The organism is Shewanella sp. MF05956, from assembly GCF_059758055.1.
On record NZ_JCAYNV010000003.1, the window covers coordinates 330,129 to 352,004 of the forward strand.

Consider the following 21,876-nt stretch of genomic DNA (forward strand, 5'->3'; position numbering starts at 1 on the left):
ATTTGTTAAAACAATCAGCTACACAGCAACACCCTAAAACTAAAATAATAAATACAACAATGCGGAACGTTAATCATGAAAAGTCTATCTCCGAGCGAACTGTCTATTCTGCTAGTCGAATCGTCTGACACGCAGCGCAAAATAATCATTAGCCGCTTACAACAAGAAGGCGTTAGTAGCATACAAACGGCCGCCACAATTACCCAAGCAAAAGAGATCATTCAACGTCATAAACCCGACTTGATAGCCAGTGCATTGCACTTTATTGATGGTGAATCGACTGAGTTATTGCAATATATCAAAAACACTCCAGGGTTAAACGACATTCAATTTATGTTGGTCTCCAGTGAATGCCGCCGTGAACAATTAGAAATATTTAGACAATCTGGCGTAGTCGCTATTTTACCTAAGCCATTTAACGCCGAAAACCTCGCCACAGCACTCAACTCAACCGTTGATTTACTGAGTAATGATGAACTCGATTTAAGCCATTTTGATGTCCACAATATTCGTGTATTAGTTGTCGATGACAGTCGAATGGCACGTAACGTGATTAAACGCACTATCGGCAATTTGGGTATGCAACTCATTACAGAAGCCGAAGATGGAGAGCAAGCGATAAGCTTGATGAAAGAAAACATGTATGACTTAGTCATCACCGACTACAACATGCCTTCGGTAGATGGTTTAGCGCTCACTCAATACATTCGTAACGAAAGCCAACAGTCGCATATTCCGATTTTAATGGTGTCATCTGAAGCGAACGACACTCATCTAAGTAATGTATTCAGTGCCGGGGTTAACGCCTTATGTGATAAGCCTTTCGAGCCACAATTGGTAAAGAAAATTCTTTACCAATTGCTAGAAGAGTAAATTGATCACCCTTTAGGCGAATGATTTAGGCTTATTTTGCTCCAAAACCATTACAGATACTGAATTTATAGGATAAAGTGCTTTTAAACCTGCATGGCTTGTGGCATGTTAATGATGTTTTAAAAAACACTTCTATGGAAAGCAGAGAATATCAATATGAACAAAAGTGAATTAATAGCAAAAATCGCAGAAAATGCAGAACTAACTAAAGCTGAAGCTGGCCGCGCACTTAAATCTTTCGAAGAAGCGGTAACTGAAGCCATGAAAAATGGTGACAAGATTTCAATCGTTGGTTTTGGTTCATTTGAAACCACTCAACGTGCAGCTCGTACTGGCCGTAACCCACAAACTGGCAAAGAAATTCAAATCGCAGCAGCGACAGTGCCTAAGTTTAAAGCTGGTAAGACATTAAAAGACAGCGTGAATTAATTTTCGCTAACACCTTTTGACGAAAACCTCCCTTGGGAGGTTTTTTTATGCGTAACATTTAACAAATGCCAAAGATCAATTCAGTTTATGGCTTAATCTAAAGCCTTTATCAACAATCCGCAATTGCACAAAAAAAGTGCAGCGCTGCATCATTAAGCCGCAACAGTATTGCTACAAAATGTAGCACCTCTAATTAAAACATTGATTAATATAAAATAAAAAAAGTGGCATGCGATTCGCTAATTGATCATCAGACAAACCAACATTGAGTACGTTTAAGTATAAATAAATGACTCAGTGACAATAAAACGTTAAGGGATGAAGATGAAAAAATCACTATATCAAGCAATTGCGTTATCAACAGGTTTACTATTGAGCGGCAGTGCCCTTGCTGAAGTCACTGGCAATATTGGCGCGACATCAAACTACTTATGGCGCGGTACTACACAAACCAGTAATGAAGCGGCAATTCAAGGTGGGCTTGATTACGCGCATGACTCTGGTTTTTATGCCGGTACTTGGGCTTCAAACGTCGATTTTGGAGATGAAACCAGCTACGAGTTAGACTTCTATGGTGGTTACGGCGGCAACTTCACTGAAGACCTGACCTACGATATAAGCTACCTGTACTACGCTTACCCAGATGCAGAAGCGAGCATTGATTTTGGTGAAATATCTATCGTACTCGGTTGGAAATGGTTAGACGTAGGCTACTCTCAAGTTGTTAACGCTGACTCAGATGTATCAGGCGCATCAGACGAAAAAGATTGGAGCTATATCCAAGCGAATGCGAGCTTCCCATTAACTGAAAAACTCAGCGTAGCGTTCCACTACGGTTACTCACAAGGTGATGTCGTCGAAGATCTATTTGGCGATACATACACAGACTACAACGTGACATTAAGCGCAGAAACAGACATTGGTACCGTGTCGTTCATGGCGTCTGATACAGATCTACCAGACAGCGATGCTAAAATTGTTTTAGGCTACTCATACGGTTTTACGCTTTAAAATATCTGTAACAAGCTATAAAAAATCTGCAATAAAATTAAGCTATCAAGCTCTTTTTATTAAAAAAAATGCCATTGCCATATGCAATGGCATTTTTTATATTGGCAATATTAGTCACAAATTTTAGCCCGCTTTATAGTAACAAAAAAATTTACTGCTAAGCTCAAAATGAAAGGTGAAAATAGCTGTCCATATCAGACAAAAACTTTTACTTTTCTATTGGTGTTTTTTTAGTTAGAAAGTGCTCATTGAATTCGTTTCGTTTTTACCATTCAACTTGAGGGTTTCGTTATGGCTAATCTTACAGATCGAGTGCCAGATGACACAGAAATTGACGCGATGACAACGCCTAGAGGCAGTAAGTCAACCGAGTCATTACAGCATAAGCGTCAAATCAAACGCAGGTTAGAGGATTTCCTCGAGCAAGCGCAATTACGCAAAGCCATTGGTGATGACGACTTTTTCTAGCAAAAAGGGATAAACATCGTGTTTATCCCTTTTTAATTTATCTCCATACCGTTACGGGGTATTTTTTTCTGCTCTGCCGCCGTGCCTGTTGGCCTGAGTTTGGGTTAATAACAATTCAGCTTTCGCGCCAAGGTAAACATAAATGCCTAGGCCGACCAACAATCCCACCACAGCAAGCATCATTAAAATAGCTGGCTCAATATATTGTTTTTCACCTAATGAAGCTTTAAACATGGTCAGTAAGGCTTCAATCGAAATCGCAATTAAAATCGTTGAAATAAACCGGGTAATGGTTCTACGCGTCGAGCTGTGCCTAAAAATATCTTTATGCATCAGCACTTCCTCTTCCAATATGGTTTTACCCAAGTCAAAAATAGCCAGTGCCAAAGTTAAAAAGATAATAATGCCAAAGGGCTGCAATGGATCATGCCGGGCCGAGGCCTGGCTAAAGAGCTCATAAATGTCTAATGTCACCGTCCACATCAGTACGGTCACCAACACAAAAAGACACAACACTATAGCAGCGTAAATACTCTTAAAAAACGGCGACATTTTACGTCTTGCGCTGTCCCCCATCATGAACTCAATGAGCCGAGTTAAATTGACATCTATCACCACAATGCCTGTCTCACCCGTTGATGAGGTTAAAATTTGTGACGCAGATAAACACAAACCACCGCCGGCATTAGACAAGTAAGGCCGGGTAATGTGTGCGGTATTGGCTTGAGAAAGTTGAGTAAAATAAGGCCGCTGGCTTCTATCAGCCTGTTTACCGTTATTGAGTAGCTTCACTTGCTGATTAACAACACTGATATTGGGGCTAACCTGTATTCCTTGTTCGTCGAGTAAATAAATCAGCTCAACAAACGGATAACTCACCGCCATATCTTCAAACACTTTTGCAGAAACAGGCTTATCGAATAAATTCACATCACCCACACCCACTAAAATGGATTCAAGCAGTTCGTGTACTAGATTTTCGTATTCGTGATAACGCTCAATCACGCTTAAATAACTCATTGCAGCCATATGCAGTCCTCTTCATCGACACGACAATGAAACAAAGCACTTTTAATGCCAACAAGTAAATCCATTATTTTCAATACGATAAAGTCTAAACTAATATAATATTTACTTAATTAACGCTCAACACGCACCAAAATAGGGCTTATACCGTTATATTTTTTCATTGCGGTTTTGTGATCGACTTCTGCTAATATAAGATCATTAGCATGAGGAATATGCCACAAAACTTTATGGCTCAGGTTTTCTAGATTAGGAAAAGACAATGTCTGACTCTTTATTGCGTTATCAGCAAGATATTCGTCGTTTTTCTGATGAATTAATTCGTATCCAAGCACCCATTAAAATTTTAGATTCGATTAAGTGGCCTAAACAAATTGAAGATGACTTTTTAGCCAAACAAACTAAAGTATTGCCCAACGTCAGCAATGACTTTTATCAATCGATACCGTTGTCATTCAATGCCGCTCAAACTCAAACCGATCTACAAGGTTTAAAAAGTGCCATTGAACGAGGCCTAGGAAAACGCGATAAATTAGGCAAAATTCTCCTGGCTAACATTGATCAATACCGCATCGTGATCGACATGCTGCATAATCGCGGTAACCCTACCTTTGGTAAACTCAGCCAAGAGCTATACGGCAGTGCAAGCCATAAATTGCATGGCGACCGCCATACACTGCGTCAACTCGGCGACCGCTTGAGCCATATTTTCTCGTTGCCAGCAGCGCGCCATATGAGTAATCGTCATCCTAAAATTATTACCGCCCCAGAAGCCGTTGACGTACTGAGTGAGCGCTTAGTTAAGTATTTTCATAACGATGAAATTCACGTCAAATTAAGCGATGGTATCGCCTCTGACGCCGCGGTGGGTGGCGATACAGTAAAACTGAATACTAGCGCCATGTTTAGCGAATCCGATCTCAATGTGTATGAAGTTCATGAGGGCTGGGTTCATGTGGGCACAACGCTTAATGGTCGTGCTCAGCCACATGCAACCTGGCTCAGTGTCGGGTCGCCACGGGTAACGGCATCGCAAGAAGGCCTGGCAGTACTGATGGAAATGCTTACCTTAAGCTCAAACCCAGGGCGTGCTCGTCGTATTAGCGACCGAGTTTCTGCGGTCGACATGGCTGAACAAGGCGCCGACTTTATCGAAGTGTATCGCTACTTTAGAAATCTTAATCTAAGTTCAAAAGACAGTTACCGAGTCACTCAACGAGTGTTTCGTGGCGGCATGGTCGCTGGCGGCAGCTTTTTTACTAAAGATATTTCATATGTGCGCGGTTATGTTGAAAACATTAACTTTATCCGCAGTGCCATTAGCACTGGCTTACCAGAACTGATCCCAATGTTATTTTTAGGTAAGCTCGCGATTGAAGATATTCCGGTACTGTATCAAGCTTACCAAGAAGGCATCATTGCCAAGCCCAAATATTTACCGCCGATGTTTGAAGACATCAGTGGCCTTTATGCCTGGTTTGGTTTTGCTTCTGGGATCGGTAATATTGATCTTAAAGGGGTGCAACGACACTTTGCCCGCCAATTTAAGCACGTGGCTCCATCATTGGCTGTCGACTTGTTTGAAGACTCAGAATTTGACAATAACTTCGAGTAATTATTTCGGGCAATTATTTAGAGTAATGGTTACCGCTTAATCACTATTGTCTAAGCTCATTTTTCTAACGTTCATTGGCTAAGTGTGGTGTAAATCACACTTAGCTGACTCATCAAATGCAATGCTATAGTGTAATCATATCCTTATATGAGACTTGCTATGAAGCATCTGTTATTTTCAGCGTTCTTATCCTGCGTCATAATCCTCAGTGGTTGCACGCCGTCCACACCCGACCAAGCGTTAGGGACCTTAGAGCGCGATCGCGTATTACTGCGCGCCACAGCCGCTGAAATCATTACTGCCCAACCCATAAAAAAAGGCATGGACATTAATCATGGAGATTTATTAGTTCAATTTGATACCCACAAACAAGCGGCACGATTAGCCGTGATGCAAGCCGAAGTAGTTAAAGCCAAAGCCTATTTATTAAAGCTCACCAATGGCGAGCGACCAGAAGACATTGCCAGCGCAAACTCAGCATTAAAAAGTGCCAATGCCGCCAAAATTGAAGCGCAAAAATCCTATCAACGCACAGCCAGTTTATTGACTAAGCGCTTAGTCAGTGAGGCCGAACGCGATCGTGCTTTAGCCCTTAGAGATCAAACTACTGCCGAATACGATGCGGCAAACGATCGCTTAACGGTTTTGATCAAAGGTGTTCGCCAAGAAGATATCTTTCAAGCTCAAGCGGCACTCGATGCAGCCACAGCTAATTTAAGCTACGAGCAACAGGTGTATAGCGATTTGAGTATCCGCGCAACTCGCAGCGGAAAATTAGACAACCTACCTTACAATATCGGCGAACGTGTTCCTCTAAGTGCAGTAGTGGCGGTAATACAGGCCGATGCAGCGCCTTATGCCAGAGTGTATATCCCCGAGCCTTACGCCGCTAAACTGAAAATAGGCCAAAGCTTGTCGGTAACGGTCGACGGGATCGATAACGACTTTAACGGCACGCTTCGCTGGATAAGCACCGAACCCGCATTCACGCCCTATTACGCACTCAATCAAACGGATCGTTCACGGCTGGCATTTTTAGCTGAAGTGAGTTTAGATGACACCGCTAGCGAACTCCCTACCGGTATACCTGTTCAAGTTATCTTACCGGCGCAAAAATGAAGCCAACAACAGACCCTCAATGGGTAATTCAAGCACATAATCTCACTAAACGCTTTGGCGACTTTGCTGCGGTTGAACGCTTAAATTTATCTGTGCCTAAAGGTCATATATATGGCTTTTTAGGCCCCAATGGCTGTGGTAAATCAACTACCATTAGAATGCTAACCGGCTTATTAACACCAAGCGAAGGCGACATTAATGTCATGGGGTTAAGCATCCCTAAACAAGCTGAAGCATTACGCCATCATATTGGGTATATGACACAAAAGTTTTCGCTCTATGACGATCTCACCGTCAAAGAGAACCTGCAATTTATTGGGCGAATTTATGGCATTAATGCAGACCAATGTAAGAAACGAATTGATCAACTGCAAAGCACTTATAAGCTCAATCAATATCAACACCAATTAGCAGGCACACTCAGCGGCGGACAACGGCAACGGCTTGCATTAGCCTGTGCCTGTTTAAATCAGCCTTCATTACTGTTTTTAGATGAGCCCACTTCAGCCGTCGACCCACAAAACAGGCGCGATTTTTGGGAACAGTTATTCGACTTATCAGAGCAAGGCACCAGTATTTTAGTGACCACACACTATATGGATGAAGCCGAGCGCTGCCATAAAATCGCGATTATGGAAAAAGGTCACATTAGAGCCGATGACACACCAAAATCATTAATGGACAATATCAATGCCCACGTTATTGAAATCACCACCACAGATTTAAGGCAATTAAAACAGATGCTAATTACCATTGAGTACGTTACCTCAGCAGCGCAATTAGGTCATCGCCTACGGGTATTGGTGAGTAAGAACATCAGCGATCCTATCCCCTGGATATTACATCAATGCCAGCAGCACAATCGGCAGTTGAATCCGCAAGACATACGCCTAGTGACGGCTAATCTAGAAGATGTGTTTGTTAGCTATACAGGCCAGCCCGTACCCGCCCAACCTATGCAACAAGAGGGCTAAGGTCATGGCGAGTTTATTAAGCAGCATTCGTCATAGCTACTTGCGCATTTATGCCATTACCGCCAAAGAAATCAAACAACTAAGCCGCGATCGCATTACCTTTGCCATGGTGATTATGATCCCGCTCATTCAATTACTGCTATTTGGCTATGCTATCAATACCGATGTGCGTGCTATCCCCGTGGCAATTGTCGATCAAAGTGATTCCGCGGCTGGGCGATGGATAGTTGAAGCGGTTAAAGTGACTCAAGTGGTCGAGGTAAAACAATTTTTAACCACAGCAGAGCAAGCGCAAGCCGCCATCAGGCGTGGCGACATTAAAGCCGCGTTAATTTTACCGCCAACCTTAACCGCAAAATTAGCGCATAACGAACCGATAGGCCAATGGATAGTCGATGGGTCAGACACCATGATCGCAGGCGCGATCAAACAACTCAAAAACTTGTCTCTCAACGACATTGTGCCAGATCAAACGAGCAGTTCATCTCGGTTTGAAGTGAGTCTTTTTTATAATCCTGAGCAGCGATCGGCAGTCAATATTGTGCCGGGACTCATCGCCGTGATCCTTACCATGACCATGGTGTTATTTACGTCGTCCGCCATTGTGCGAGAACGAGAGCGCGGCAATTTGGAGTTATTGATCACCACCCCAATTAAACCGCTTGAGTTGATGATAGGAAAAATTTTACCGTATATTGTTATTGGTCTCATACAAATGACCATTATTTTAGGGTTAGGTAACCTCATTTTTGCCGTGCCGATCAATGGTGCTATCAGTCATTTATTGCTTGCTACATTACTGTTTATTACCGCTAGCTTAACCTTAGGTTTAATCATTTCAACCATTGCCCAAACTCAACTTCAAGCCATGCAGATGACGATTTTTATTTTACTGCCTACCATATTACTGTCAGGGTTTATCACCCCGTTAGAAGCCATGCCAACCACAGCCAAATGGATTGCAGAAGTCCTGCCTGGCACCCACTTTATGCGGGTCATTCGGGCAATTGTGTTAAAAGGGGCAACGCTAGGCGAGCTCTACAAGGATATTTTATGGCTAGTGGGATTTACGTTAATTGGATTGTGGGTAGCAGCAAAGCGCTTTAATAAACGCTTAGATTAGTGCCTATTGCTGAGCAGCAATAGGCTGGACCTGCGATGAATTAAAAGCCTCTATCAATACTATAAGCTTCGCCATTACATTCTAAATAAGCACTACAAGATGGATCAACAAGGCGACCGCATTGCCTCATTACAATCGCATTACCTCCGCGTTGCGACACTTGTACCTTAAGCGACTTAGCCATAGACGACAAACTGGGTAAATTATCCAATTTCGCCGGGTTTAATGAGTTTTCGCAATAATATGTCGTGACTTCGCCCAAAAACCTCGCTTTAAACCTCGACATCTCCGCAGAGGTATATGTATCAACATTACCTGCTTTTACGTTACCTACCGCGATATCGCCCGCATTGGTTCTAAACCCCAAATTAGAACAACCTGCGGCAAATAACACCGCTAACACGGTCGCACCTAATGTGGCCAAAAATGCTTTTTTCATGTAAAAATCCTTTTAAAAAAGCATGCTCACTAAAATAATGAACATGCTTAACTGAGAACCAAAATTGATTAACGTGTCTAACAGAGACTATGAATTATAAGATTAAGCTAAGCCATAAAAGTTCAACAGCTCATCAATAATTCAGCAACATTAGCGCTGCGCTTTAAGTGCGCGCTGCTTGAGAAAGTATTCACGGGTTAAACTAAATACCACAGGGCTAAGTAACACTAACGCGATTAAGTTTGGAATCGCCATCATGGCATTTAATGTGTCGGCCAATAACCAAATAAACTCTAAAGAACTCACCGCACCTAATGGCACCACTAACGTCCAAATTAAACGAAATGGCTTAACGGCTTTATCACCTAAAAGGTATTGAACACACTTTTCGCTATAAAAGCTCCAACCTAAAATGGTGGTAAAGGCAAAAACAGCTAATGCGATAGCCACAATGTAATTACCCATAGGCAATGCATGCGAAAAAGCAAATGAGGTTAATGCCGCACCATTTTCACCCGAGGTCCAAGCACCTGAAACTACAATGGCTAAACCGGTAATTGAACACACAATTAACGTATCGATAAATGTGCCTAACATGGCCACTAAACCTTGTTTTACCGGATTACTGGTTTGCGCTGCCGCGTGAGCGATAGGTGCACTCCCTAAACCAGCTTCGTTTGAAAATACTCCACGGGCCACACCGAAACGGATAGCCGCCCATACCGCTGCGCCTGCAAAACCACCTTGGGCAGCAACAGGGTTAAAGGCACTTTCAATAATTAACATAAACGCCGCTGGTACTTGGTCGGCGTACACCACCAATACTGCAATACCCGCAGTAATATAAAACACCGTCATTAATGGTACTAACTTGCCAGCAACTTCAGCAATACGCTTAATACCGCCCATTAATACCGCACCAACCAATACCATCAATACCACGCCAGTCACCCAACTTGGTACGCCAAAGTTACTGCTCATGGCATCGGCAACTGAGTTAGCTTGTACTGTATTACCAATACCAAAACCGGCAATAGAACCAAAAATAGCAAAGGCGGTACCGAGCCATGCCCACTTGCTGCCTAAGCCGTTTTTAATGTAATACATTGGGCCGCCAACATGATTACCGTTGGCATCTGTCTCACGATATTTTACCGCCAATACCGCTTCAGAAAACTTGGTCGCCATACCTACAAGCGCAGTACACCACATCCAAAATAAGGCACCCGGACCACCAATAAAGATTGCCGTAGCAACACCCGCAATATTACCCGTGCCTATTGTTGCCGATAACGAAGTCATTAACGCATTAAACGGACTCACATCGCCTTTTTCGCTTTCGTCTGTGACTTGGCGACCAGACCATAATAATTTAAACCCGCGACCCAGTTTTAAAATAGGCATGAGTTTTAACCCAATAGACAGAAATAAGCCTACGCCTAAAATCATAACTAGCATGGGGATACCCCACACAATACCGTTGACCGTACTGACAAAACTTGTGATTGCTTCCATGTAAAACCTCATAATGAGTAATGACTATTGTCGAAATTATTATTATTAGATGTTTGGTTATTATTATTATCATGACAACGGCCCAACTCCATTGTCATGATTGGATTTTTTAGGTTACCCCGATTACGTTAATCAAGGCAACCTAAGACAAGATGTGATGAATCATCTTCAAGATAAAACAGGTTTGTCCGTTACTCTTTTTCAAGTATCACTTTCAACGAATCTAAGCCTTGCTGTAAATCGGCCCCAATCATGGTTTCAAAATCGACAAATAGAAACATCAAGTTCATTGGATAGTCCATGTGGCCGCTAAAGTCCCAATCCACTTTAGTTTGTTGAGTACTGATAACTTCAGTTGTCATATAAGCAGGTGACATCGCTTCAAACGGCGAGATAAAGCGTAATTCAAAATCGATACGCTTACCTTCGTCAATGGCAATAATCTCTTGCTCACCAACCCCAACATCAGGGTTTTCACTCGCCCATGCAGATACAAAACCCACCGTAGCATCTGTTCCTCGAAAGGTTTTAACCATTTCTGGGTCCATTTGCGCCCACTTACTAAAATTATCTTGGTTTTTTAGATGTTTAATATAGTCAAAAACCTCAGTAACAGGCTTGTCTATGGTAACGGTGCGGGTAACGGAGTAATCGGTTTTAATAAACAATGCGGCGATAAAAGGGATGGCGATGATGACAGCAAGCCCTAGGAGAATTTTTTTTAACATTATTATTATCCTCAAATATTGAGGTTTTAGTATACCTACCAAGCGCTTGTAAACAACAAATAATTAACAATTGAAATGACTAAATCAGGTAATGACAAAGGAGCGGATCAAGGAATAAATAATTGTACTGCTGGGGGTTCTGTCGCTGTGATGAGTGCTATTTTGGCTAAACAGGAAGTACAGACACATTGATCTGAACGGATAGCCTTGTCTGGATATGTCGTTACATATTGCTGAATCAATTCAACCGCACTATAAGCAGAATCGACACACCAACAACTTGAAATATCTTGCCCAAGCGCCATTGAACACGCATTTTGTTGATCACAAATAGGGCATAGACCCGCTAACTCAGACACTTAATTTCCTCGTTAAAAATCAAAAAGCCTTCTGTAATCATATTACAGAAGGCTTCAATACCCAATCCCAGATTACCTTACTTTGGACGCACACCCAGTGTGTGGCAAATCGCATAGGTTAACTCTGCACGATTAAGGGTATAAAAATGGAAATCTTTAACGCCTTCACGCGCTAATACTTTAACCATATCAATGGCCACATTTGCACCAACCAATTGACGCGTTGCGGGGTCATCATCTAAACCTTCAAACTGGCGGTGTAACCAATGCGGAATCGCCACATTGGTCATATCGGCAAAACGTTTCGTCTGCTTAAAATTAGTCACAGGTAAGATCCCCGGGATAATCTCAACATCAATACCCGCAGTAACACAGCGATCGCGAAAGCGTAAATATGATTCAACATCATAGAAAAACTGGGTAATGGCACGGTTAGCACCGGCATCAATTTTTTTCTTTAAATTTATCAGGTCAGCTTGAGCATTACGTGCATCTGGGTGCACCTCAGGATAGGCTGCAACCGAAATATCAAAATCAGCAACAGAGCGCAGTAGACTGACTAAATCATTGGCAAAACGGGTTGGTTTTGGACTGCCTTCTGGTAAGTCACCACGCAGCGCAACAATGTCTCTAATGCCTGAGTTCCAATAATGTTTTGCTAACTCAACGAGCTCTTCATCACTGGCATCAACCAAGGTTAAATGCGGCGCAGCTAACAAATTAGTTTCTTTTTGAATACGCTCAATCACACTGTGTGTACGGTCACGCACCCCAGAGTTAGCACCATAAGTTACCGAGACAAACTTAGGGTTTAATGGCTCTAAACGACGAATAGAATTCCACAGGATCTCTTCCATCTCAGGTGTTGAAGGCGGGAAAAACTCAAATGATACATTAATATCACTCAGCTCAGACAAGCTCTGATTTAACGACTGGGCATGTTGTGCATGATGAAAAGCCATAATGTATTCCTTCAACTTCTGTAACACTTCGGAGTCTATACCAAGCGGCTAACTGGACTAAATTCAGTTTATTTCAACCTAACCATTTAGCCGTTTGGACGTCTATATGTCCATATACTAGTTTAACTGCATGCTAAGTCAAGCTAAAAAAACATCCATCACACGATTTAGTGGCATAACACTTCTCCCATAAGTAAAACCGATTCAAATGAATCTATTTTAAAGACTCGATTGAAGTCGCGGCTTGCATTCTGAGTGGTCATTTATTAATGCGGATTGGTATAAAACAAGAAAGCGACCTTTAAGGTCGCTTTGGGGTGAGGTTCAACGGTATAACTTACGCGTAATCAGAAGCGTACGTTTCTTCATAAGTATGCGAGTAGAATTCAAATAGGTTACCAAACGGATCTTCTAAATAAACCATTTTAGCGGGTTTGCTATCGTCTTCAGGGTGGTAACGCATAATGTCCATACGCACCTTGCCGCCATATTGTTCGGTACGTGCAATTGCACCTTCAAAGTCATCTGTTTGCAAACAAAAGTGAAAAATACCAAGACGCGTAAAATCAACATCATGGCGCTCTTGGCGATCAACCATTTCAAATAGCTCTACACCAATACCATCGGTAGTGACTAAGTGCGCAATGTTAAAGCCTTTAAAGCCTTCACCAAATACGGCAATACACATTTTGCCAATCGCCGTTTTACGCTCTTCTTGTACTTTTGTGTTACCCATTACCACTCGTAACCCCAGCGCTTTAGTATAAAACTCAACCGCTTTATCCATGTCGCCAACCATTAAACCTACGTGATTCATTTTCATAACTTACTCCTAAAAACGATTAATTGATTCGTCATTTGTTTCGATGGAGTAATCTTACGGCGAACACGACATTAATAAAAATTATCAAATTTTATTGATTTGATAATAAATATTTATGTTTGTTTGAGTTTATTCTGTAGCTACGTTCGGCAAAAAAGAGAAAATATTAAGAATAATAAAACCTATGGAGTAGTGAAAGGTGCCATGCCGGTATAATTATTGCTGACTCAGCCTTTCCATTTCGAGCTCGATGAGTAATGCAGTATGGGCATCATTTGCCGCATATTTTTTCTGATGGTTATGCAGAGGGAATATTGACCAATTGGATTGTTGTGCACTCTTAGATAGTCGTTGATTAAAAAACATCGCAACCGCAACTCTAGCGCCAACACGTTGTTTAACGCGTGCAAAGCGCATCACTTTTGAAGAAAGCTCTTCTGTATTGGTTAACGTAATGCCAAATTTTCTCAAGAGTATTTTTCTGTCTTCCTTTAGCCCAAACCCCACCTTTTTTATCGTAGGATCCGACAGTATTTTAGCAATGTCAGAGAAGTATTCATAAAACTGAGTAGGAAATAAAAATACTTTGGACTGTGTGGCTATTTGAATTAAATGAGGTCCATCGCTTACCTCACCTTTTATAAAACAAGGTTTACTCTCGGTGTCGAAGCCTAAACATGAGTGTGTTTTTAACTCTGCTATTGCACTAATAGCGTCAGCGGTGTTTGTGACAACGATGATATTATCAAGACCAATACCCTCATAAAGTGGTAAATCTCGAATTTGCTCCTTTGTTGGCCGTTCCATTTAATATCCTTTTAATACCAGGCAGCACTATCTAATAGAGGACGAAAAACTAATAGAGGACGAAAAACTAATAGAGGACGAAAAAAAAGACCATTCAACATGGTCTTTTTAATCAATATTACTCTTGCAGCAAGTCTTTACAAATATGCACTAGGTCCGACTGCACTGCGGCTGCGGTGACCTCTCGCCCAGCACCTGGACCGCGGATAATCAATGGGTTACCTTGATAAAAGGCACTGCGAATAACAAACACATTATCGCCAGGGGTTAGGTTGGCATAAGGATGATTATTGTCTACCCATTGCAAACCGACTTCGGCCTGCAGTTTACCCTCGACCTTGTCTAACGAGGCCACGTAACGCAGCACTTTATTTTGCTCAGCGGCTGCAACATATTGTTGTAACAAGTCGTCATCTAACTCGCTAATACGCGGTAAAAAATCGTCTAACGACAACTCAGCTAATGTCTTAGGCACTAACGAATTCAACGTAATATCATCGAGCTCAACGGCTAAACCAATCTCACGGGCTAAAATCAGCAATTTACGCTGCATATCACGGCCAGACAAATCGTCTCGCGGATCGGGTTCGGTAATCCCTAAACCGCGCGCTTCTAGGACTAATTCAGAAAACGGTTTGCTGCCATCGTAGTTTTCAAATAACCAACATAAGGTACCCGAAAAAATTCCGCCGACAGCTTCAATGGTATCGCCACTATTACGCAAATCGTTTAACGCGTGTTGTATCGGTAAACCCGCCCCACAACTGGCGTTATAACGCCAAAATAACCGACGATTACTCAGTTGTTGCTTTAATTCACGGTAAAAAGGTAATGGCCCAGAACCCGCCAGTTTATTTGCGCTCACCACGTGAATGCCACGTGCAAATAGCTCAGGATACTGCAAGGTTAATGTGGCACTGGCACTGATGTCTAACGCGACAATTTCATCACAAGACAATTGCGCTAATTGCTCAAACAATGAGTCATAATCCCAATCTTTGGCATGGGCTTGATAATCTTGCTGCCAGTGATTAAGGCGTATACCGTCATTTGAAATTAATGCCTTTTGCGACCCAACCACACCGATAAGCTCTACCGACGCTTCAAGTTCGCGATCTAATGTTTGGCTGGCACGCTTAAATAAATCGACCCATGCTTCGCCAATATTACCGACACCTAGCAGCAACACGCCGATGCGCATTCTGGGGCCGGCGCAGCGACGATGCACCTTTTGGGTTAATAAACTCACCTGTGCTTGTGGCACTAAGGTCACTAAACTTAACGAGTCTTGATAAACAGGTTTGGCATCGCGGCTTAATAAACGGGCAAAGCTGCGTCTAAAATGATGTGCATCTGCACTGACTAGCGCCACTAAACCAAGATCGGTTTGTATGGCTAATTCATCAATCGCCCATTGCTCGCCATGTTTTACCAACAGTGCTTGAACCTGTTTTTGGCTTTCTAGGGTAAATGCCAGCTCAAATTTATGTTGGGCGAGCTCCCAATATGCTAATGGCGTCAGGCCTGCTTGATCTAAAATAGCCAGCAGTGGTGCAATCTCGGTGTTGAGTTTAAAGCTAAATAACACCACTTCATTGAGGTTAGTCACCACAGGTGCGCTAGCCGATGAACTCAGTGGAGCGATTAAGGTAAAGTCGGTGTGAGATGCGTAGCTTGAACGTACGGCTAAACTCACATCGGTGTTAAATAATGGCTGCAAAGTACGTGAGTGCAAAACAGGCGAGCCTAAACGCGCAAGGCGATCAGCTTCTGCTAAAGACATGCTTTTAAGCAATTTGGCATCATTGATTTTGTTAGGGTCAGCGTTAAATACCCCTTCCACATCAGTCCAAATGGTGACACGTTCAATGTCAGCCAGGCTAGCAATTAGCGTGGCGCTAAAGTCAGATCCATTACGGCCCAGCAATAAGGTATCACCATGGCGGTTAGCACAAATAAAACCGGTAATCACTAAACGCTCTTGCGGATGCAAAGCCAACAAAGCTTGCACCTTGTCGCGCGACTCTTGCACTAAAATATTAGGCACTGAACCTTCGTCAGCAACCAAAATAGAACAGGCATCAACATGCGTTGCAGCCACGCCGGTTTCGCGTAGTAATGCCGCCATTAAACGTGCAGACCAACGTTCACCAAAACTCACAACCTGGTTTAACTGATAATCGTTGTGCTGCTCTAAAGACAACAAGCTGACTAATTGCGCTCTGTCGGTAGACAAGCGCTCACGTAAATCACGCGCCTGCTCGTTTGACAATAGTTGCTCAATTAAGGTTTGTTGGTAACTAATGAGCACTTGCAGCTCTTCTTGCCAAAGTTGACCGCTGTCGCGCAAACTGAGTAATTTATATAAGAAGTTAGTGGTTTTACCGGCAGCAGACACCACCACAAGATCATCACTGTTACCATGAGTCAGTAAAATATGGGCAACACGACGATAGCAATCAGCATCCGCTAAACTAGAACCACCAAACTTATGTAAATGACCTCGCGCCATTACGCACTCCTTAAACAACTACGACTTTTTTTATTGCGACCGCTATTTTACTTTATTTAACGAAAACTACAGCTAACATAAACGTAAATTAAGCTAATTTTACCCAAGTTCAGGCTATTTAATTGCTGCAACTGCGGCTAAACCGGCTTTAATATCAGCAACCAAATCTTCAGCATCTTCAATGCCGACAGATAGTCTCAATAAAGTGTCTTTAATACCAGCCTCTTGGCGTGCTTCTGCATCCATTGCTCTGTGGGTCATCGTGGCCGGAACGGCGACTAAACTTTCCACTCCGCCTAAACTTTCAGCAACACTGAACAATGTCAGCGCATTTAAAAATGCCACCACTTCGGCCTCACCACCTTGCAATTCAAAACTTAACATAGCACCAAAGCCTTGTTGTTGTTTTGCCGCAATTTCGTGACCTGGATGGTCTTTTAAACCGGGATAGTACACTTTAGCAACCACGTCGCTGGCATTAAGTAGTTCTACAATCTTTTGTGCGTTACGTTGATGCTCTCGAATACGCACTGCTAGTGTGCGTAAACCGCGTAAGGTTAAGTAACTGTCAAACGCAGAACCGGTTAACCCAAGGGTGTTTGACCACCAATGTAACAGTTCGCCTACTTCAGGATCTTTGGCTATAACCGCGCCGCCAACCACATCGCTGTGGCCATTAATGTATTTAGTGGTTGAGTGAATAACGATGTCAGCCCCCAACAATAACGGTTGCTGTAAAATGGGTGATAAAAAGGTGTTATCTACTGCAACTAATGCCCCTACATCACGACAAGCACGGCTAATCGCTTCAATATCAACAACGCGCAGTAATGGATTTGACGGGGTTTCTAACCACACTATTTTAGGTTTTTGCGCTATCGCTTGGCTCAATGCTTGAGCATCGGTTTGGTCGACAACCACTAATTTAAATTGGCCTTTTTTAGCCAAATTGGTAAACAAGCGATAACTGCCACCATAACAGTCGTGCGGAACCACTAATAAATCATCAGGGCCGAGTAAGCTGGTCACCAATGTAATGGCCGCCATACCTGTGCATGTCACCACTCCGGTTGCACCTTGCTCAAGTTTTGCCAGCGCGTCACCTAATATGCAACGAGTAGGATTGCCTGATCGGCTGTAGTCAAATTCGCGCGGATTTTTATGGCCGTCGAACGAATAATTGGTCGATAAATAAATCGGTGGTACTACGGCTCCATGTTGTGTGTCTGATTCTATACCCTGGCGAACGGCCAATGTGGCGCTTTGATGCTTAGTCATAAAGACTCCTAAAAATTCACAAACACACAAAATAGATGTCTAGACGTCCAAATTTACCTAAGAGGTTAGCGTACGTCAACCTAAATTAGACGTTTAGACGTCTAAACATAAAGAAATCTATTTGCAATCGTCACTAAATAGTAGCAATAATTTGACTAGAGATTGTAAGGGGTTAAAATCTGCCCCGTATTTATCGTTAAGGGTAAGTTAATGACTGAGTGGAATGGCGAATATATCAGCCCATATGCCGAACACGGCAAAAAGAATGAACAAGTAAAAAAGATTACAGTTTCTATCCCTTTAAAAGTATTAAAAGTACTGACAGATGAGCGTACCCGTCGCCAGATAAACAATCTGCGTCATGCGACCAACAGTGAACTGTTATGCGAGGCATTTTTGCATGCATACACAGGCCAACCATTACCTCATGACGGTGATTTATCCAAAGATGAACCGGATAGCATTCCAAGTGAAGCGAAAAAGTTAATGGATGAGATGGGTATTGAGTGGGAAGAAATGGAATAACCCACAGACTTAATCAACAGACTTTGAAGCGACCCTAATAAGAAGTCGTGATATTTTTATAGAGAACTTATGATGTCATTTATCGATCCATCTACATTGATACTGGCATCAGTTATCGTTTTTTTTGGCGCGCTAACCCAAAGCTTAATTGGCTTTGGGTTAGCCGTTGTCGCAAGCCCTCTGCTGTATATTGTGAATCCCCAACTTGTCCCTGTCCCCATAATTGTCATGGGATTTGCCATTTCGGCAATGACCTTATACAGAGAACGCGGTCACCTGCAATTTAATGGCTTGCAATACGCCTTACTCGGCCGGATCCCCGGTGGATTTGTGGGTGCAGGATTATTACTGTTTGCCCCACAAGCCATACTCGGCTTAATTATTGCGGCTATCGTATACATTGCCGTGATTCTGAGTGTTTACAAGATTACCGCCCCCATCAACCGTGTAAGCTTATTTATTGCTGGAGTATTCTCCGGTATTTTTGGCAACATCGCCGCGATTGGTGGCCCACCGATGGCAATTTTACTCGCCGGACAAGATGCCAGCCAATTTAGAGCGGCATTGTCAGCCTTTTTTGTGTTCAGCTCACTGATTGCGTTAGCCATTTTAGCCATAGTCGGTTTAGTAGAAATAAAGCATTTGTGGTTGTCACTGATGCTGCTACCGTCAGTCATTAGCGGCTATCTTGTCTCTGGTTTGTTAATCAACCACGTCGATAAAAACAAAACCCGTCTTGCCACTCTCGTGCTCTGCAGCATCAGCGCCACGGTTTTAGTGGTTAAATCAGTGATGGCATTAGCCAGCTAACCCTAAAAGCGATCTCTTTTTACATCTCAAAATATACCCTTACCCGCCTATCAAGCATCCAGCCAAATTAGCAATAGATCTGCGTCACACAAGTTCATTAGATTTTTTTCAATTAACTTTTTTTCAATTAGATTTTTCTCATGAATATGATCTACTTCAAATTAACAATACCTCTTTTTAGGTAACATTATTTACAGCAAAGCAATACAGCAATATTGCTAAGGCACAACCTATAAAAGCCCATAGAGGATAAACATGATGAACACTTATATGAAAGTTGGTATCGCAGTCGCTATTGCATTATCTCTCGGTAGCCAGGTCATGGCAGCCGATGGCGGCAACCCTAAAAAAGGTAAACACCTGTACAAAAAAGAATGTAAAGCCTGCCACAGTGCCAATAGCGAAGGTCAAGAGCTCACCCCAATGAGCAAAACCATGAGCCAATGGGATCGTTTCTTCTCGCGCGACAAACACAAAGCAAAACCTGCCGTTTTTGAGGCATTGTCTGAACAAGAACTAAAAGATATTCAACAGTTTTTGTATGACCATGCTGCCGACTCAGACCAGCCTGCAACCTGCGGCTAAGCTAGTCCAGCTGATCAACGTTTCTGTGTAAACGCCAACATCAGCCAGTAACCGAATCGAATTAAAAAATAATGAGGCTTAGCCTCAGGGAATCTGACAACCAAAATTTGCTTAATTGATTCAATATTAGGCAAATACGGGGAGAAACATCATGAGAACACTTATCTCAATACTGGTTGCTAACGCGCTCTTTATGAGTGGTGCAGCCGTAGCAACTGACACCGATGTACAAAAAATTGCCGAACTAGAAAAGCAGTTGGCCGAAATATCTGAAGATTTAGATTACTTAAACTCACGCGTTGACAAAACAGAACGTCATAGCGCATTAGACAGAATCGAAATTACCGGTGACTTCAGGACTAAAGTGCATTCATTGCACTATCAAAATGTCACCTGGAACCCCGCCATGAACGTCAACTTTTCAGACTTTGCCGCTAAAGCAATGGCCGGTGAATTTGGCGATCCAAGCAGTGCCAGCTCACCTTTAGGGCAAATGATGATGGCCAATCCTGATTTAGCCGCCGCATTCCAAAGCGGTATGCTGCAAGGCGTTATGCCGATGGTATTGGGGCAAAAGACCCAACAAGATATCGATAATGATATTTTTTACACCACCCGTCTTCGCCTAAACCTTAATGCCAAAGTGTGGGATAACGTCAGTTTTGCTGGACGTCTTACGATGTACAAAAGTTGGGGCGACTCAACAGGCGTTAAAGTATTTGATTCATGGAATTCCTTCACCATGGACGGCACTAGCAGCGGTAGTACCAGTGGCGATGAATTAAAAGTCGAGCGCGCCTACTTTAACTGGAAAGACATTAATGGCAGCGGCGCATACCTATCTATTGGTCGTCGTCCTTCAACTTACGGGCCTCCAAGTCACTATCGTGAAAATGAGCTTCGCGGCGGTACACCCTCTGGCCACCTCGTTAACTTTAACTTCGACGGTGCAACGTTAGGGTATGACTTAACCGATATTACCGGCATTGAAGGCCAAACGGTCCGTTTTTGCTACGGCCAGGGCTTTGAATCACAATACGGTAACGGTGAATTATTTGGCGATATCATCACCAAAGATACCCATCTAGGTGGATTTAATATCGACGTCATCAACGACGGCAACCACTTTTTACAGTTCACCTTATTCGGCGCTAAAGATGTAAACGACGGCTTCACCGGCACCATGGCATTCCCAACACAATTGGCCAGTATTTTTGCGCCAACCATGTATCAAGATATGCAAAAGTTTGAAAACTTTAACTTTGTTACCCGAGTACAGCCTAGCAGTGTGATTGGTGACATGTACCTAGGTGGCCTAGGCTATGCCTATGAATCAGACGAAGACATGAAAATGTTTGCCTCACTTGGTTGGACTCGTGCTGAACCGACAGGCAATGCGGGTTTATTTGGTGGCATGTTAAGTGATGCTGTATTTGAAGCGGCATTAAACAGCACAGGCACAGAAATCATTATGGTGCCTACATCAACCGTCGACTCTGACACTAAAGACGGTTATGGCGTATATGTCGGGATGCAAATTCCAGCACCATACGGCAAATTTGGCCTTGAATATAACTATGGTTCTAAGTACTGGAGCCCATTCACCCAAGCACAAGATGACCCTATGGGCAGTAAATTAGCTACCCGCGGTCATGTTGCAGAAGCTTATTATATCTTTGATATTAATCCTAAAATGTTTATCAAGTTAGCCGGTTTGTACTACGACTATGAATACACAGGCAGTGGTTCTCCAGTGGGTGCACCACAAAAAGTAGACGATGTGATTGCTGGCAATGCTTACTCAATGTTGCCCGTAGTCGACACCGCCTACGACATCAATGCATCACTGACCATCAACTTCTAACTTGAACTTCTCAATGGTCCCCCTGAGCACA

Annotated in this window: 23 protein-coding genes; 12 read left to right on the plus strand and 11 right to left on the minus strand. The window is 42.8% G+C overall.

The genetic code is table 11. The features are described 5' to 3' along the window. Positions 1-75 precede the first annotated feature (75 nt). From AC19MX_RS05150 to AC19MX_RS05165, 4 genes are all read left to right on the plus strand, one after another. Positions 76-873: a response regulator gene (locus tag AC19MX_RS05150; RefSeq protein WP_432400089.1), complete on the plus strand. Its 798-nt coding sequence runs from the start codon at positions 76-78 to the stop codon at positions 871-873. 156 nt (positions 874-1,029) lie between these two features. Next, positions 1,030-1,302, plus strand: coding sequence for a non-specific DNA-binding protein Hbs (gene hbs / locus AC19MX_RS05155; RefSeq protein ID WP_011638950.1), 273 nt, complete (start codon positions 1,030-1,032; stop codon positions 1,300-1,302). A gap of 324 nt (positions 1,303-1,626) precedes the next feature. Beyond that, positions 1,627-2,313, plus strand: coding sequence for a TorF family putative porin (locus tag AC19MX_RS05160; RefSeq protein ID WP_432400090.1), 687 nt, complete (start codon positions 1,627-1,629; stop codon positions 2,311-2,313). 291 nt (positions 2,314-2,604) lie between these two features. Continuing rightward, positions 2,605-2,781, plus strand: a complete 177-nt coding sequence (locus AC19MX_RS05165; RefSeq protein ID WP_170293502.1) for a PA3496 family putative envelope integrity protein — start codon at positions 2,605-2,607, stop codon at positions 2,779-2,781. Between the two features lie 51 nt (positions 2,782-2,832). Here the strand turns inward: AC19MX_RS05165 and AC19MX_RS05170 are convergent, their stop codons facing one another. Both AC19MX_RS05170 and AC19MX_RS05175 read right to left on the minus strand, forming a co-directional pair. After that, positions 2,833-3,810 (minus strand): PDC sensor domain-containing protein, encoded by a 978-nt coding sequence (locus AC19MX_RS05170; RefSeq protein WP_498296814.1) that lies wholly within the window; start codon positions 3,808-3,810, stop codon positions 2,833-2,835. Positions 3,811-3,920: 110 nt separating this feature from the next. Beyond that, positions 3,921-4,070, minus strand: coding sequence for a hypothetical protein (locus tag AC19MX_RS05175; RefSeq protein ID WP_498296816.1), 150 nt, complete (start codon positions 4,068-4,070; stop codon positions 3,921-3,923). Here AC19MX_RS05175 and AC19MX_RS05180 point away from each other — a divergent pair. The 4 genes from AC19MX_RS05180 (at position 4,070) to AC19MX_RS05195 (ending at position 8,638) form a co-directional block, all read left to right on the plus strand. Next, positions 4,070-5,422: a flavohemoglobin expression-modulating QEGLA motif protein gene (locus AC19MX_RS05180; protein ID WP_498296818.1), complete on the plus strand. Its 1,353-nt coding sequence runs from the start codon at positions 4,070-4,072 to the stop codon at positions 5,420-5,422. The genes AC19MX_RS05175 and AC19MX_RS05180 overlap by 1 nt on opposite strands. A 159-nt stretch (positions 5,423-5,581) precedes the next feature. Continuing rightward, positions 5,582-6,541 carry an HlyD family secretion protein gene (locus AC19MX_RS05185; protein WP_498296820.1) on the plus strand — a complete coding sequence of 320 codons (960 nt, stop codon included), beginning with the start codon at positions 5,582-5,584 and terminating at the stop codon, positions 6,539-6,541. After that, on the plus strand, positions 6,538-7,515 hold the full coding sequence (locus tag AC19MX_RS05190; protein WP_498296822.1) for an ABC transporter ATP-binding protein: 978 nt from the start codon (positions 6,538-6,540) through the stop codon (positions 7,513-7,515). Before AC19MX_RS05185 ends, AC19MX_RS05190 begins: the two co-directional genes overlap by 4 nt. A gap of 4 nt (positions 7,516-7,519) precedes the next feature. Continuing rightward, complete coding sequence (locus AC19MX_RS05195) at positions 7,520-8,638, plus strand: ABC transporter permease (RefSeq protein WP_498296824.1); 1,119 nt, start codon at positions 7,520-7,522, stop codon at positions 8,636-8,638. Between the two features lie 40 nt (positions 8,639-8,678). Here AC19MX_RS05195 and AC19MX_RS05200 read toward each other — a convergent pair whose 3' ends face one another. From AC19MX_RS05200 to metB, 9 genes are all read right to left on the minus strand, one after another. Further along, positions 8,679-9,077 carry a hypothetical protein gene (locus AC19MX_RS05200; RefSeq protein WP_498296826.1) on the minus strand — a complete coding sequence of 133 codons (399 nt, stop codon included), beginning with the start codon at positions 9,075-9,077 and terminating at the stop codon, positions 8,679-8,681. A gap of 150 nt (positions 9,078-9,227) precedes the next feature. Further along, positions 9,228-10,592: an alanine/glycine:cation symporter family protein gene (locus AC19MX_RS05205; RefSeq protein WP_432400097.1), complete on the minus strand. Its 1,365-nt coding sequence runs from the start codon at positions 10,590-10,592 to the stop codon at positions 9,228-9,230. Positions 10,593-10,783: 191 nt separating this feature from the next. Further along, a complete protein-coding gene (locus AC19MX_RS05210) occupies positions 10,784-11,320 on the minus strand; it encodes an SRPBCC family protein (RefSeq protein ID WP_498296828.1) in 537 nt (178 codons plus the stop codon). A 107-nt stretch (positions 11,321-11,427) separates the two neighbouring features. Continuing rightward, the gene (locus AC19MX_RS05215; RefSeq protein ID WP_498296830.1) at positions 11,428-11,679 is read right to left on the minus strand and encodes a cysteine-rich CWC family protein; all 252 of its coding nucleotides are present in this window, start codon (positions 11,677-11,679) and stop codon (positions 11,428-11,430) included. Positions 11,680-11,756: 77 nt separating this feature from the next. Further along, on the minus strand, positions 11,757-12,641 hold the full coding sequence (gene metF / locus AC19MX_RS05220) for a methylenetetrahydrofolate reductase (RefSeq protein ID WP_432400100.1): 885 nt from the start codon (positions 12,639-12,641) through the stop codon (positions 11,757-11,759). A 337-nt stretch (positions 12,642-12,978) separates the two neighbouring features. Beyond that, positions 12,979-13,464 carry a VOC family protein gene (locus tag AC19MX_RS05225; protein ID WP_498296832.1) on the minus strand — a complete coding sequence of 162 codons (486 nt, stop codon included), beginning with the start codon at positions 13,462-13,464 and terminating at the stop codon, positions 12,979-12,981. A gap of 216 nt (positions 13,465-13,680) precedes the next feature. Next, on the minus strand, positions 13,681-14,271 hold the full coding sequence (locus tag AC19MX_RS05230) for a 3'-5' exonuclease (RefSeq protein WP_498296834.1): 591 nt from the start codon (positions 14,269-14,271) through the stop codon (positions 13,681-13,683). Positions 14,272-14,389: 118 nt separating this feature from the next. Next, positions 14,390-16,783, minus strand: a complete 2,394-nt coding sequence (locus tag AC19MX_RS05235) for a bifunctional aspartate kinase/homoserine dehydrogenase II (protein ID WP_498296835.1) — start codon at positions 16,781-16,783, stop codon at positions 14,390-14,392. 114 nt (positions 16,784-16,897) lie between these two features. Then, entirely contained in the window at positions 16,898-18,061 is a 1,164-nt protein-coding gene (gene metB, locus AC19MX_RS05240) for a cystathionine gamma-synthase (RefSeq protein ID WP_498296836.1), read from the minus strand. A 210-nt stretch (positions 18,062-18,271) separates the two neighbouring features. On the opposite strand from metB, the gene metJ reads away from it, so the two are divergent. The 4 genes from metJ to AC19MX_RS05260 all read left to right on the plus strand — a co-directional run bounded on the left by metJ (position 18,272) and on the right by AC19MX_RS05260 (position 21,845). Beyond that, positions 18,272-18,586: a met regulon transcriptional regulator MetJ gene (gene metJ, locus AC19MX_RS05245; RefSeq protein ID WP_160056923.1), complete on the plus strand. Its 315-nt coding sequence runs from the start codon at positions 18,272-18,274 to the stop codon at positions 18,584-18,586. Between the two features lie 69 nt (positions 18,587-18,655). Continuing rightward, positions 18,656-19,396 (plus strand): sulfite exporter TauE/SafE family protein, encoded by a 741-nt coding sequence (locus AC19MX_RS05250; protein ID WP_498296838.1) that lies wholly within the window; start codon positions 18,656-18,658, stop codon positions 19,394-19,396. Between the two features lie 255 nt (positions 19,397-19,651). Next, on the plus strand, positions 19,652-19,981 hold the full coding sequence (locus AC19MX_RS05255) for a c-type cytochrome (RefSeq protein ID WP_160056919.1): 330 nt from the start codon (positions 19,652-19,654) through the stop codon (positions 19,979-19,981). A 151-nt stretch (positions 19,982-20,132) separates the two neighbouring features. Then, on the plus strand, positions 20,133-21,845 hold the full coding sequence (locus AC19MX_RS05260; RefSeq protein ID WP_432400106.1) for a DUF3373 domain-containing protein: 1,713 nt from the start codon (positions 20,133-20,135) through the stop codon (positions 21,843-21,845). The last annotated feature ends 31 nt before the right edge of the window (positions 21,846-21,876 follow it).

Bases quoted from the DNA above. Each gene is read 5' to 3' on its own strand.
- AC19MX_RS05170 (WP_498296814.1), bottom strand. From the start codon at position 3,810: ATGGCTGCAATGAGTTATTTAAGCGTGATTGAGCGTTATCACGAATAC.
- hbs (WP_011638950.1), top strand. From the start codon at position 1,030: ATGAACAAAAGTGAATTAATAGCAAAAATCGCAGAAAATGCAGAACTA.
- AC19MX_RS05200 (WP_498296826.1), bottom strand. From the start codon at position 9,077: ATGAAAAAAGCATTTTTGGCCACATTAGGTGCGACCGTGTTAGCGGTG.
- AC19MX_RS05255 (WP_160056919.1), top strand. From the start codon at position 19,652: ATGATGAACACTTATATGAAAGTTGGTATCGCAGTCGCTATTGCATTA.
- AC19MX_RS05190 (WP_498296822.1), top strand. From the start codon at position 6,538: ATGAAGCCAACAACAGACCCTCAATGGGTAATTCAAGCACATAATCTC.
- AC19MX_RS05185 (WP_498296820.1), top strand. From the start codon at position 5,582: ATGAAGCATCTGTTATTTTCAGCGTTCTTATCCTGCGTCATAATCCTC.
- AC19MX_RS05260 (WP_432400106.1), top strand. From the start codon at position 20,133: ATGAGAACACTTATCTCAATACTGGTTGCTAACGCGCTCTTTATGAGT.
- AC19MX_RS05205 (WP_432400097.1), bottom strand. From the start codon at position 10,592: ATGGAAGCAATCACAAGTTTTGTCAGTACGGTCAACGGTATTGTGTGG.
- AC19MX_RS05210 (WP_498296828.1), bottom strand. From the start codon at position 11,320: ATGTTAAAAAAAATTCTCCTAGGGCTTGCTGTCATCATCGCCATCCCT.
- AC19MX_RS05250 (WP_498296838.1), top strand. From the start codon at position 18,656: ATGATGTCATTTATCGATCCATCTACATTGATACTGGCATCAGTTATC.
- AC19MX_RS05230 (WP_498296834.1), bottom strand. From the start codon at position 14,271: ATGGAACGGCCAACAAAGGAGCAAATTCGAGATTTACCACTTTATGAG.
- AC19MX_RS05225 (WP_498296832.1), bottom strand. From the start codon at position 13,464: ATGAAAATGAATCACGTAGGTTTAATGGTTGGCGACATGGATAAAGCG.
- AC19MX_RS05150 (WP_432400089.1), top strand. From the start codon at position 76: ATGAAAAGTCTATCTCCGAGCGAACTGTCTATTCTGCTAGTCGAATCG.
- metJ (WP_160056923.1), top strand. From the start codon at position 18,272: ATGACTGAGTGGAATGGCGAATATATCAGCCCATATGCCGAACACGGC.
- AC19MX_RS05195 (WP_498296824.1), top strand. From the start codon at position 7,520: ATGGCGAGTTTATTAAGCAGCATTCGTCATAGCTACTTGCGCATTTAT.
- AC19MX_RS05235 (WP_498296835.1), bottom strand. From the start codon at position 16,783: ATGGCGCGAGGTCATTTACATAAGTTTGGTGGTTCTAGTTTAGCGGAT.
- AC19MX_RS05165 (WP_170293502.1), top strand. From the start codon at position 2,605: ATGGCTAATCTTACAGATCGAGTGCCAGATGACACAGAAATTGACGCG.
- AC19MX_RS05160 (WP_432400090.1), top strand. From the start codon at position 1,627: ATGAAAAAATCACTATATCAAGCAATTGCGTTATCAACAGGTTTACTA.
- AC19MX_RS05180 (WP_498296818.1), top strand. From the start codon at position 4,070: ATGTCTGACTCTTTATTGCGTTATCAGCAAGATATTCGTCGTTTTTCT.
- metB (WP_498296836.1), bottom strand. From the start codon at position 18,061: ATGACTAAGCATCAAAGCGCCACATTGGCCGTTCGCCAGGGTATAGAA.
- metF (WP_432400100.1), bottom strand. From the start codon at position 12,641: ATGGCTTTTCATCATGCACAACATGCCCAGTCGTTAAATCAGAGCTTG.